General features: G+C 62.7%; 12 protein-coding genes. All 12 read right to left on the bottom strand.

The window, feature by feature from the left end; all coding sequences use genetic code 11:
- Positions 1–39 precede the first annotated feature (39 nt).
- Positions 40–240: a hypothetical protein gene (locus AADX97_RS05275; RefSeq protein ID WP_374232357.1), complete on the bottom strand. Its 201-nt coding sequence runs from the start codon at positions 238–240 to the stop codon at positions 40–42.
- A 25-nt stretch (positions 241–265) separates the two neighbouring features.
- Positions 266–661, bottom strand: coding sequence for a hypothetical protein (locus AADX97_RS05280; protein ID WP_374232358.1), 396 nt, complete (start codon positions 659–661; stop codon positions 266–268).
- Between the two features lies 1 nt (position 662).
- Positions 663–1,661, bottom strand: a complete 999-nt coding sequence (gene gvpN, locus AADX97_RS05285) for a gas vesicle protein GvpN (RefSeq protein WP_374232359.1) — start codon at positions 1,659–1,661, stop codon at positions 663–665.
- A gap of 87 nt (positions 1,662–1,748) precedes the next feature.
- Positions 1,749–2,474, bottom strand: a complete 726-nt coding sequence (locus tag AADX97_RS05290) for a hypothetical protein (RefSeq protein WP_374232360.1) — start codon at positions 2,472–2,474, stop codon at positions 1,749–1,751.
- 167 nt (positions 2,475–2,641) lie between these two features.
- On the bottom strand, positions 2,642–2,860 hold the full coding sequence (gvpA, locus tag AADX97_RS05295) for a gas vesicle structural protein GvpA (RefSeq protein WP_120798278.1): 219 nt from the start codon (positions 2,858–2,860) through the stop codon (positions 2,642–2,644).
- A gap of 580 nt (positions 2,861–3,440) precedes the next feature.
- Positions 3,441–3,857 (bottom strand): response regulator, encoded by a 417-nt coding sequence (locus tag AADX97_RS05300; protein WP_374232361.1) that lies wholly within the window; start codon positions 3,855–3,857, stop codon positions 3,441–3,443.
- Entirely contained in the window at positions 3,847–5,364 is a 1,518-nt protein-coding gene (locus tag AADX97_RS05305) for a PAS domain-containing protein (RefSeq protein WP_374232362.1), read from the bottom strand. Before AADX97_RS05305 ends, AADX97_RS05300 begins: the two co-directional genes overlap by 11 nt.
- Positions 5,339–6,079 carry a GvpL/GvpF family gas vesicle protein gene (locus tag AADX97_RS05310; protein ID WP_374239269.1) on the bottom strand — a complete coding sequence of 247 codons (741 nt, stop codon included), beginning with the start codon at positions 6,077–6,079 and terminating at the stop codon, positions 5,339–5,341. The genes AADX97_RS05305 and AADX97_RS05310 overlap by 26 nt, the downstream gene beginning before the upstream one ends.
- Before the next feature lie 17 nt (positions 6,080–6,096).
- Positions 6,097–6,849 (bottom strand): GvpL/GvpF family gas vesicle protein, encoded by a 753-nt coding sequence (locus AADX97_RS05315; RefSeq protein WP_374232364.1) that lies wholly within the window; start codon positions 6,847–6,849, stop codon positions 6,097–6,099.
- A 7-nt stretch (positions 6,850–6,856) separates the two neighbouring features.
- Entirely contained in the window at positions 6,857–8,260 is a 1,404-nt protein-coding gene (locus AADX97_RS05320; RefSeq protein ID WP_374232365.1) for a sigma-54-dependent transcriptional regulator, read from the bottom strand.
- Positions 8,261–8,913: 653 nt separating this feature from the next.
- Entirely contained in the window at positions 8,914–9,501 is a 588-nt protein-coding gene (locus AADX97_RS05325) for a response regulator (protein ID WP_374232366.1), read from the bottom strand.
- A 238-nt stretch (positions 9,502–9,739) separates the two neighbouring features.
- Complete coding sequence (locus AADX97_RS05330; RefSeq protein WP_374232367.1) at positions 9,740–11,470, bottom strand: Crp/Fnr family transcriptional regulator; 1,731 nt, start codon at positions 11,468–11,470, stop codon at positions 9,740–9,742.
- Positions 11,471–11,532 lie beyond the last annotated feature (62 nt).

Genomic DNA, 11,532 nt, shown 5'->3' on the forward strand with positions numbered 1-11,532 from the left:
CAGGTGTCGGCGGGCGGCCCCACCCGGGCTCAGTTGGGCTCAGTTGGGATTGGCGACGATCGGTTGCGGTGGTTTGGGCACGACGAGCGTATCGGCCGGCTCCATCGACCGCAGTTGCCCCTCCTCGATGCGAACAGTCATCAGCGTCTTGCAAACGACGCATCGCAGGGGGCCCTGATAGGTCTCGTAGGCGCTACCGAGCTCGATCGAATGGCCGCAGGACATACAGTGGATATTCATGTGATGCACTCTTAAGCTGGTCGACTCAATAGCGGATCTTAACGGTCTCGCCGACCGAGGTTGCACCCGAGGTGCCCTGGCGCCCAACGCCGATGCGTTTGCCCCGTGCTTGAGCAGACGGCGGCGTCGAGCCGCGGCCGGAACCCGCCCGAGCATTACCCGGAAAATCTCCTGGCGCAACGGCTTCCACGCCGAGGGTCTGCAGCAGCTGCTCCATCTCCGCGGCGATCTCGGCGCAACGCGCATCGATGTTGTCGACTCTCAGCATGGCACTGGCGCGCTCCTGGAGCCGCCGGTGGCGCTCGGTCTCGAGCGCGAACAGGCGCATATACATCTTGTGCGGGGCACGCGCATCGTCGGCCATGCCCGCGAGGGTTTTGATGTCCCGCACGCTGCGCGAGGGCTGGGTGAACTTGGACATCTCAAACCTCCTTGTCGAGGCCCTTGGGCGCGACGATTTTGGGTCCGCGCGACCGGCCGCTGATGGTGGCGACGACGTCGTCGACCGGCGATTCGCTCAAGGCATTGCCGTCGCGGCGGACCTTGGCCGAGTCCATATCGAGGATGTCGCGGCAGATGTCGCGGAAAAAGCTGTTGCTCGAGCGGGCGCTGATCTTGCGATCAGCCATGATGCGCGCGATGGCGATGCAGGCGCGCAAGGTCGGGCGATGATGGTTGACGCTCTGCCCGCGCAGCTCGCGGACGATATCGACCACGATGGCGACCTCGCTCAGCGGCAGACCCGATTTGGCGCGGGTGACCTGGATCTCGGTCTCGCGGTCGTAGTGACTGATCTTCATGGTGATCATCCGGTCCATCAGGGCATCTTGGGTCTTGTGCGTACCCGCATACTCCTCCGGATTGGAAGTAAAGATGACCCGAAACTCAGGATGGACCTCGAGATATCCGGCGCCTTGCTGGCGACGGTTGGGGAGATTCAGGATGCCCTCGCCGAGGATACTCAGAAAGAGGTTGTTGACCTCCGGGCGGGACCGGTTGAACTCGTCGTAGATCAGGGTCTCGCCGTTGAGGCAAGCGGTCGTCACCCGGTTGTCGATCCAGAAGGTTCGAACCTCCTCCTGGGTCTTGACCACGGAGTGAATGTAATTGTCGACCAGGGTGTTGCGCCGGTAGCCGTTGTCCTGGCCGACCAGATCGGAGAGCCCCAGCTCGTCGTTGCCGTGAATGAGCTTGACCGGGCGGCCGCGCTTCGCCGCGGCATGGAAGGCCAAGGTGGTCTTGCCTGTTCCCGCGGGGCCTGCGAGATGGACCGGGTAACCGGCCTGCAGATAGGCGGATGCCCGCTCCGCTAGCGCTTCGACCGACGGCGTGCAAACGAAGGTCTCGCTCGCCTCGGGTTGCACGTTGTCGTTGTTCAAGGCGGAGACCTCGCTGGCATCTTGCAGGAGTTGGGCGCTCATGTGTCTTGTCCTGGCATCGATTGGGCACGGGGCCTCCCGGCCCCCGTGCAGTGGTGGATTCACAGAGGCTCGCCCGGTCGTACCGGGTCAGTCCGTCGTGGATCCCTCGTCCCTGGCCCGAGCAGTTTTCGGCTCCGGCTTGGCCGGCTTGTCCTGCGGCTTGGCCATCGACTCGATGGGGTCGCCCGGCTGCTGCGCCGCCTTGGCCATCGGCTTGGCCTGCACCTTCGGCCGGGCCATGGGTACCGGCGGCGGGGCCTTGGGCATGCCGCTGCGCCAAGCCTCGCGTGCCGAGGCGCGTTCGCGACCGAGGTCATCGACCAGTTGAATGGTTTCGCGCCTGAGTCCCGTGACGGCATCGACGATGTCGGACACGAAGGCCTGTCCGGCAGCCCGTACCTCGGTGGCCATCTCGCCTCTGGCACGGCGGAAGCCATCCTGCAGTTGCGCAACATCCTCGCGCATCGCGGCACCTTGGCTGGCCCGTTCCGCACGCGCCTCGGCGGCCGACTCGATGAAGGCCCGGCGACCCGCGTCGCGTTGTGCGGCGGCCTCGACACGGAGATTGGCGACATCGGTGCCAAGCTGGGTGATGAAGGCGTTGCGGTCCGCCCGGTTGGACTGCGCCATCTCGGCGAAATCCGCGCGGAACCGGCTTTGGAGTGTCTCGACGCTGTCCTTCAGATCAGTCATGAAGGCGAGCGCGCTGGCCGAAATCTCCTCGCGGGTCTCGGCGATCAGGGTATGACGGTTGGTGCGGTCCGATGCGATCTCGTCGCGCAGCCGCCCCATGTCTTCGGTAAATCGGCCCATGGTGTGCTCCTTGTATCAGGTTGCGGAATCCGACCCCGATCAAGCGGGTCACCGCGCAACCCGACGACCGGGCTCGGCGCGGACGGCCGCCTGACCCGGCGGGAGATGCCGCCCCGGGCGATTCCCCGAGCATGAGAACGGCATCTCCCGAGGTGCTAGCCCCTAAATCAAGCCGGAGCAGCTGCCGGAGCGGTGAGGCCGATGGCCTCTGCATACTTGAGGTAGGTTTCGACGGAGGCGATCACCACACGGGCTTCAATCGCCAACAGCTCGATGCCGACCAGGGAGACCTTCACCCACGCGTCGATCACGATGCCCTTGTCAAGGATCCGGTCAACGACTTCGGCGAGACTGGAGGAGTCGGTGGAGTTTGCTACTTTTGCCATGATCTCAGTCCTAATAAAGAGTCTGGACGAATGCACTGAAGTGCGCTTTAAGCGAACCCGGCGGGCCTGGGTCGAATCCCGTGCTCCTTTTACCCCGGCCCCAACGAAGTCGTTCAGCTATCGGATACCCTCGATGATCCTTGCGACTTCTCGTTCGGCGTCCTGCCTGTCGGGTTGCTTGTCTCTTATAGAGCATGGGCCGTGCCAGTATCTCAATGACCAACGCGGAATATTTATAAACTTGAAAAGCAATGGGTTGCTCGTTTTAATTGGCTGCGCACTTGGTCATTCGCTCGATCGAAGCAATAAAAGTATGGAGCAGAGACCATAGTTATGGCGGCTGCTCCATAGCCAGGATGCGCCACACCAAGCGTTTCGATAGTGCGAATTGTCAATTGAGACCAAGGGATTGCGAGTCATCAATAGGAAGACTGTCGGCGACCACGCCTGTTTAAGAGCTACAGGCGCGCGGTTCTTCCCGTGAGGTCTTGTTCGCAACTCCGGCCATCGTGGAACGTGGCGCAGAGCGGATGTCGCGAGCGACTGAAGGTTTGGGTGGCCGGTCTTACGAGCGAGGTCTTCAAATCGATAGCGATGCGGCGATGCGATCGATGATATCGAGGATGTCGCGATGTAGAAACGGCTTCGCGACGAAGTGCTGGATCATGCCGCTGCGAATCAACTCTTCGACCGTCGGATCGTCGGCAAAGAAATACCCCGAGATCAGCACGATCACCGGATCGTCCAGGCGCTGTCGGAGATGACAGACCAGGGTCGTACCGAGGATATCGGGGAGCTTGGCATCGACGAAGACGACCCGATAGCGGTTGCAACGACACAGCTTGATCGCCTCTCGCCCGCTGAGCGCGTGGTCGACGGGGAAACCTCTGCATGCGATCAGACGCCCGAGGATCCAGTTGATCGCTGGCTCGTCATCGACGGTGAGGAAGGTCAGGGGCTGCCCGTCAATCACGGCAGGGCTAGGTTTACGCCTCATCACTGCACGGCGGTTCCGCCAAGGGCAGGCGGACGCAGAAACAGGTTCCGACTCCGACCTCGCTTTGCACGTCGATCCGTCCTCGATGCTGTTCAATGATCGAATAGCAGATGGACAGACCGAGCCCTGTGCCCTGCCCGATCGGCGAGCGGGTGTAGAAGGGATCGAAGATCCTGACGATGTCCGCCGAGTGGATGCCGACCCCGGTGTCGCTGATATGCACCGAAACCTCGTCGCCCTTTTGGTCGACCTCGATGGTGAGTCGGCCGCCCCCAGGCATGGCCGCAATGGCATTGAGAAAGAGATTGATGAACGCCTGCTCGAGCAGACTCGGCACACCGCGCGCCCACAACGGCCGATCGCCGACCTGCATCTCGACCTCGATACGCGCGATCTGCGCCTGATGGGCCACGACCGAAAGGGCCTGCTTCAGCAGGGCAAGCGGCTCCACCAGGGTCATCTTCTCCACCGCGCAGGGGCGCGCGAAGCGCAGGAGATTCTCGATGATCTCGGATGCCTTGCTGACACCTGCGATCGTCTTCTCGACACATTCGCGTTGCAGCTCCGGCTCCAAGGAGTCGTCGAGCAGAAACTGGGCCGCCGAGGAGCAGACCGCCAGCGGGTTGCGGATCTCATGGGCGATCCCGCCCGCCATCACGCCCAGTGCCGCCAGCTTCTGGGACCGCAGCAGCTCGGACTGCATCCGGTAGCGCTCGGTTAGATCACGACCAGCCGCAACCATCCCGATCAGGGTTCCGTCCTCGCTCAACATGGGCGCGATGGTCCAGGACACCGCGAGCCCCTCACCCGATGCCGTGCTCAGCGTCCACTCCTCGTTCAGACTGCCCGGCAACACCGTCACCCGGGACAAGGCCATCTCGACCTCCGGGCGTTCCGTCTCCAGAAAGAGTCCCGAGAATCCGCGGTGCATCACGACGTCCGCCGGGTAGCCGGTCAAGCGTACGGCCGCGCGATTCCAACTGAGGATACGCCCGTCGGTGTCGGTGGAGACCAGGATATCGCTCGCACTCTCGACCACGCTGGCGAGATGACGCTCGACACGCTGGATATCCTTGCTGAGACGCTCCTGCTCGGTGATGTCCTCCATCAGAAACATGGCATGCGCGACCTTGCCCTTCGCCGGCAACGGCAACGCCCGAAAATAATAGGTCCGCATGGGCATCCCCGGGGCACGGAAGGTAATCCGCCGGAAGGGGCTCTGCTCGCTGTTCACGAAGACGCGTTGCACGCAGTCGAGGATATCGGTCCGCTCGACGATCGCCGCAGGAAAGACCTCCTCGAAACGTCGACCGATGGTCTCCGCGTCGGTGCGATTGCCCTTTCGCAAAAAGTTGCGGTTGGCCATCACGATACGCAGACGACCGTCCACCACCAGGATCGATGACGGGATGGCGTCGAAAAGGGTTCGAAACATGATTCCGCCGAGCGGTCGCGGATGATCGGGATCGTCCGCGACCGTTTCAATCCAGTGATCGGATATCGTCATCGATGGCTCCAACAAAATTGTACGGCGGCCATGGACCGGTCAAGAGCCCAGTCCCGCGCAGACTGGACGCGTCCTGCCGCAGACATTCGACAAAGTGTTCGCCCTGCGCACGCGGAACCAGGAAATACAGCGAGAGCAACGATCGTCCTTCGATCTGCCCAAGCTCCTCGCGGACCTCTCGATAGCACCCGGCCACCCGGCCCTCGATGAGGTCACGTGCCTCGCGTGCTCGCGCGGCGAGGCGCGCATCCCGCTCGAGGCGGCGACGGATCGCGAGGAGATGCGTCAGGCCAGGACCCATGTCCGAATCGGCGCGCGGGTCGCTCGGCGCGTTCGCAGGTGGCCTCGGAGCCGCGGCGTCGTCCGTCGCTGCCGGCGCGTCGGTCGGAAGCAGCAGCCGAATGCCGAACTCGAGACAATCACCGACCTGATCGAGCAGTCCGTGCAATCGATCGCGGTACCTGTGCAGGAGTTTGCCGACCGCGTCGTCGCCGGCTAAAAGACAACCGAACCGTACCGGAATCACCGCCGCGCGCGCATGGATCTCGGCGACGATGTCCGCGTAGCGCTGGAGCCTGGCATGGCCCGCGCCCGCGATCTCGCTCGGCTCTTGGTCGGCCACCAAGGCCGCCAGCCCGTCGCACTCGATCCAGCGCAGATCCGCATCCGCCCGCGCGAGCGGCTCGGGCGGGGTCCGCTGGATGCAATGGAGCATCGGACGGGCCGGACCGCTCATGATGTCCCGCAAAAACTGTACAGCGGCCAAGGGCCCGAGCAATGCAGATCGAGACCCTGCTCCGCGAAATCGTTGCGGTTCCGCTCGATCGCTTCGGATAGGAACGGGGCGCGCTCACGAGTGACCAGACAGGCCCGGATCGCGACCACCTCGTCACGCGGGGGCCGAATCAGGAGCGTCTCGCAGCTCGGCCGCAGCGCCTCGTCCAGACGCGCGACCTGACCCTTCAGCCAAGGGCCGATGGCCTGCTCGGCCTCGCCGCGGCGGCGTTGTTTCAGGAGATAACCGCGCCCCCCGGCGGGCACCTCCCCTCCTTCCGGGTAGAGCGACTGCATCCGCGCGGCGATGGCCCGCTCTCGGTCCATCGTGACCTTGACTGCCCATTCCTCGCGCCCGGCCAGACGCTCGAAGAAGTCAAGCAGGGCACGGCGTCGCGCGGCAACCTCGAGCGCAACGGCCGGCAGCGAGGAGAACAGGGTGGCGAAGGTCAGCGGGAGCACGGTCGCCCACTCCATGGTGCGTGCAATCACTCGATCGTGGGCCTGTGCACGCGGCACCAGCCACTCGAGATCGGCGAGTCGCTGCTCCGCCTCGGCACCCGTAAAACGCCCGAGAGGCACACGACTCAGGATGACGTCAAACCCCGCAAGACGCCGGACTTCGATCGGGTCTTCCCAACCGCAGTCATCGAACCTCAGATCCGACGGCAAACAGGCCGGTGCGAAACAGAAGCAATAGAAGGCATCCACGGGCGCCTCACACCCCCAATCCGTAAGCCTTCAACTTGGTGTGAACCGTCTTGTAGTCCACTTGGAGCATCCGAGCGACCGCCGCCTTGTTTCCGTCGTGGAGTCGCAAGGCGCTCAACAGGACTTCGCGTTCCAGATGCTCTACGCTTGTGCGCACCATCTCCTTGAGCGATAGACCTTCGCTATCCGGATCCATTTGGGTGGCCATGGCCTTGCCGAGCGGATCCGACTGGGTCCGGAACCCGGACTCCGGGAGGTCAAGGTGATGGACATCGATGAGGTATTGTGCGACCAAGACCGCACGACGCACGACGCTCCTCAGCTCACGCACATTGCCCGGCCAAGGGTAGGTCAACATGGCCTGGATGGCCTTGTCCGTGAAATGACCGATGTGTTTGTGCAGATCCCTGTTCGCATCGACCAGAAACTCGTTGGCGATGTGCATGATGTCCTCTCGGCGCTCGCGCAGCGGAGGGATCGCGATGCGATAATCGGACAACCGATACAGCAGGTCGGCGCGGAAACCGCCCTCGCTCACCACCCCGGCCAACTGCCGGTTGCTTGCCGAGATCAGCCGCACATCGACCGGGATCGGCGTGCTGCCCCCGACCCGATAGATGACCCGTTCCTGCAGAACCCGCAAGAGCCGGGCTTGCGCCGATAGGGATAGGTTGGTGATCTCGTCGAGAAACAGCGTCCCGCCGTCTGCGGCCTCGAACCGTCCCGCCTGTTGCCGATCGGCACCCGTAAAGGCGCCGCGCTCATGACCGAACAACTCGTTCTCGATCAAGGATTCCGGGATTGCGCCGCAGTCGACGGCGACAAAGGGCTTCTTCGCCCTGGGACTGAGCTCGTGGATCGCATGGGCGACTACCTCCTTGCCCGCCCCGGTCTCGCCGAACAGGTTCACCGAGAAGTCCGTGGGTCCCACCCGCTCGATGTCCTCGATGGTTCGCGTGATCGCCGTACTGGTCCCCATCCGTTCGGTCAGCGGATCCCGACCCGAGATGACCGGGAAGGGACGTGAACCATGCTCCAACGCCTCCCGAATTTTCGCTAAAAATCCTTTATTATTCATTGGCTTAGCAAGATAATCGTAAGCGCCTTCCTTGATGGCGCTGACCGCGCCTTCCAGGTTGGCGAATCCGGTCAGAAGGATGATCGGCAGGTGCGGAAGAGAGAGCTTGAGCTGGCGCAAGAGCTCCAGCCCGGTCATGTCGGGAAGTTTCCAGTCGAGGATCGCCAGACTCGGCCCGCAGGTCTCCGAGAGGCGTAGACCCTCGCCCGCCGAACGGGCCGTGATCACCCCATAGCCGGCACGCTGAAGGAGAAGCTGCAGGATTCGCAGCATGCTGTCGTCGTCGTCCACGACAAGGATGACGTCCGACCAAGCGTTCGATTCCTTGTTCATAATTATCGAATCTCGATGTTCTGTAGGCGTTCCGGTACCGGATCCAGCATTGGCTTCAGCGCGTTGTTGGCGTAACCCTTCAGCTTCATCAGCCTGGCCCCATGAACCTTAAACCGCGCCTAGCGCGGTATGCGATGTTTTTGGATGGGATCGGCCCCGGCAGACTTGACAACCGTTGGAGCCAGCGCGGTTTAAGATACTAAAAATAAAAAATTTTTAACCGCGCCATCGCTAAGGGCTGTAGATGCACCAAACGTCGAGCTCAGTTGAAGATGAGCATCTCGCGCTGAACGCGGTTCTACCTCGTAATTGTGGACCATCCGCGCGGCGCGAGGGTAAAGATTTGTAAAGAACGGGCATGGTCGCCTCGGTGCTGACGCCTTCGGTTCGGGTGGTCGCCGCTGCTCGATCCGGCCGGCCGAACGGCCGAGGTGGACCGACATCAGACGGTCTCGTACGATCGGGAGACATGCCGATGACCAGGTCGAAAGCGATGCATTGTCTCGGATGGGGCCGCGCAGCGGAGGACCCTAAACCGCGCCAGCTCCGAAAGTCGTCGAAGCTGGCGCGGCCAAGCCACTCCCACAAAGTACGCATCCCGCACCGGGCGCGGTTTAAATCGCGCATACGCGCGGATTGCCCGAGATCCGGACTCAGTCGCATTCCGCGGGACCGAGCAAGCGCTTGACCGTCGCCCTCAACAACCAGGCGACGATTGGCTTTTCGAGCACGGCATCTGCCCCCACGACGCGACTGATGTCGAGAACGTGGGTCCGCTGCCCGCAACCCACGTCCCCGCTGACGGCGAGGATGCGGGTTGCGCGGGCCATCGTCCGCATCCGCTTGATCACCTCGAACCCATCGATGTCCGGCATGTAGATGTCGACGATCAAGAGGTCAGGTGCGCTCGCCTCGGCAGCGAGGAGCGCGCGGCGAGGTTCGCTGTAGGTTTCGCATCGATAGCCCCAGGAGATCGCCAGGCGCGACGTGGCACGCAGCAAAAGGAGGTCGTCATCGACGACCATGATGCGAGCTGCGTCGGTGCCCGGATAGAGGCCCGAGGATCGATCGAACGTTGCCGGGCGCGGCGCCCGATCGGCAAATCCGGACCAAGGCGTGACGGTCCTCGCCTGCTCCTCGGCAGTCCCGGGCATACCGAATAAGAGGCCTTGGATTGGCTCAAGAAAACACCCGGATGCCGCTTCGATCCGAGTGTCGTCGTCAAGGACGGTGGGATGCATGGTGACTCCACTGATAAGGCCCCGTCAGAGCCTGTCCGGAGGTCCATCCCGAACGGAGTGGATCGGGTTCCGTACAACCGGCACAGATCGACAGGGCGACTCAACCGACACGAGTTTCACCACATTAACCGCCGTCGAGACCTTCGGGACAAGTAAAGATTCATGAAGGGGCACCCTTGAGCGCGTTGCCTTTTGAGTCCTTTATAGTCTCTAGCACCCGACTTCGGCCGGCACGCATTCAGGCTTCGGTTCTGCTGAGAGCGGCGCTTGATGCCGTTGCGGTTGACCGTTGCCCCTGACGCAGCAGCAGCTCATCGATGACATCGACGAAGGCATTCACTTTGTCAGCGAAGACGCCAAACGCGATGGCGCGGAAACTCTCGCTTCCCGCGACCAGGCCTTGAAAGACCTGTGAGGGGAGCACTAAGACTTCGACATCGCCGTCCGCGATGCCCTGGGCCTGATAGCGGGTCGCGCTCACGAGGCAGGCCGTGGTCACGACGCAGCTTTCACCAGGGCCGATCGTATAGAGTGGGGTCGGGGGCTGATCCGACGACGCACGATGTTCGACTCGCAGACGTCCCTTCAGGATCAACAGGAAACCACGGCAGAGGTCACCCGGACGAAAGAGTGTCTGCCCGTTGGCGACGGCGATGCGTTTGCCGTTCCATGCCAAGGAGGTCTTGAGTTGCTCCGGCCAAGCGGGCATGAGGTTAGCCAGGATGATTTGCGTCTCATCACTGCACTGCGCGCATCCCGTCACCGGAGCGACTCCGTCGCCGCGCGCGGCGCGGCGCTGGTTGAAGCCAATGCGCAGCACCAGCAGAATGGTGACCGCCTGCACCAGAAGCGCTAGGCCTGAAAGGGTCCAGTAGGCGAGATCGAACTTCCCGATCAGCCCCACATTCACCAGGCCCTGGTTAACGAAAAAGTGCAGCATGACGGCCATAGCAACTCCGGGACAGATCAGCACCCAACTGCCCGGCGAGATCTCACGTCCGAAGACATAGCGGCGAAAATAGCCTTGGCGTCGCAGGACCGCCCAACCGAGCATCAGAAAGCTGATCTGGGCGCTGAGTAGTGCCAACATGAGATCAAAGTGGTGAATGGCCGTGGCCTGATCGCCGAAATGAACCTCGGCCCCGTGCCCGAGGCGCACGAGCGCGATGGTTAATACCGTGAGGATCGGCACGCCGATCCAGAGGGTTGGAGCGGTTTCGGCATTGGCGCCGGTCTCCAACATCGAGCGCAGCCCGAGTACCATTTTTGCGGCACCGAGGAGGACAGCGGCGACAATGAAGAAGGTCGACAGGACGTATCCCAGCCCGGCGATCCAGGGTGTGACACTCATGGCTGCAGGCGCACTGAGCCCTACGCCAACCATTACCAGCGCGAAGGCAGGGAGCATCTGTGCAAAACTGTTGTTGCGCCCGCAGTCGAAACCGCCCTGCGTAAGCACCCTCCCGTAGAAGTCCCCGAGCAGACTCAGCGCCCAGATCCCCACCAGAAGAAAGGCGGCAATGGCTGCCGGGAACAGCCATTCGACCACCGACCAAAGGCCGGGTACGAAGACCATGCCGAGGACGAAACCGACGTTGATGGTCATGGCGACAGTCAGCGGCAGAGCGAGCAATTGGGTTTCGGAGTTACCGGTCCGCAGCAGGCGAGCGGCATCGGTGCCGCGATAGCGCGCGAAGCGGACCAGGTTCCAGCCCAGCAGCCCCAAGTGCAGCAGCGCAAAGATCACAATGCCGGCAACGGCGACTGCGATGGCGCTCTGCAACGGCGTTGTCCCATTGGTAACCGCGACAATGATGTCTTCGAACACCGGGACCGGTCGATCCGGATGGGGTACCCAGAACAGGAGCCAGACATAGAAATTGGCAGCCAACCCACCGGCACCGAGCGCGGCGAGGAAGTAGAGTGGCGAGTACTGTTCGTCCGACGCGAGCGGCGTCCGTGCTGCCATGACATGGCTCCTGGGTGACTACATCGTAGGAGTGAGAAACTCTGGATCTCGGGCAGGTATGT

Source organism: Thiocapsa sp. C2-2m, assembly GCF_041903745.1.
GTDB classification, from domain to species: Bacteria; Pseudomonadota; Gammaproteobacteria; order Chromatiales; family Chromatiaceae; genus Thiocapsa; species Thiocapsa roseilacustris.

Bases quoted from the DNA above. Each gene is read 5' to 3' on its own strand.
- AADX97_RS05290 (WP_374232360.1), bottom strand. From the start codon at position 2,474: ATGGGCCGATTTACCGAAGACATGGGGCGGCTGCGCGACGAGATCGCA.
- AADX97_RS05325 (WP_374232366.1), bottom strand. From the start codon at position 9,501: ATGCATCCCACCGTCCTTGACGACGACACTCGGATCGAAGCGGCATCC.
- AADX97_RS05320 (WP_374232365.1), bottom strand. From the start codon at position 8,260: ATGAACAAGGAATCGAACGCTTGGTCGGACGTCATCCTTGTCGTGGAC.
- AADX97_RS05275 (WP_374232357.1), bottom strand. From the start codon at position 240: ATGAATATCCACTGTATGTCCTGCGGCCATTCGATCGAGCTCGGTAGC.
- AADX97_RS05310 (WP_374239269.1), bottom strand. From the start codon at position 6,079: ATGCTCCATTGCATCCAGCGGACCCCGCCCGAGCCGCTCGCGCGGGCG.
- gvpA (WP_120798278.1), bottom strand. From the start codon at position 2,860: ATGGCAAAAGTAGCAAACTCCACCGACTCCTCCAGTCTCGCCGAAGTC.
- gvpN (WP_374232359.1), bottom strand. From the start codon at position 1,661: ATGAGCGCCCAACTCCTGCAAGATGCCAGCGAGGTCTCCGCCTTGAAC.
- AADX97_RS05305 (WP_374232362.1), bottom strand. From the start codon at position 5,364: ATGACGATATCCGATCACTGGATTGAAACGGTCGCGGACGATCCCGAT.
- AADX97_RS05280 (WP_374232358.1), bottom strand. From the start codon at position 661: ATGTCCAAGTTCACCCAGCCCTCGCGCAGCGTGCGGGACATCAAAACC.
- AADX97_RS05300 (WP_374232361.1), bottom strand. From the start codon at position 3,857: ATGAGGCGTAAACCTAGCCCTGCCGTGATTGACGGGCAGCCCCTGACC.
- AADX97_RS05330 (WP_374232367.1), bottom strand. From the start codon at position 11,470: ATGGCAGCACGGACGCCGCTCGCGTCGGACGAACAGTACTCGCCACTC.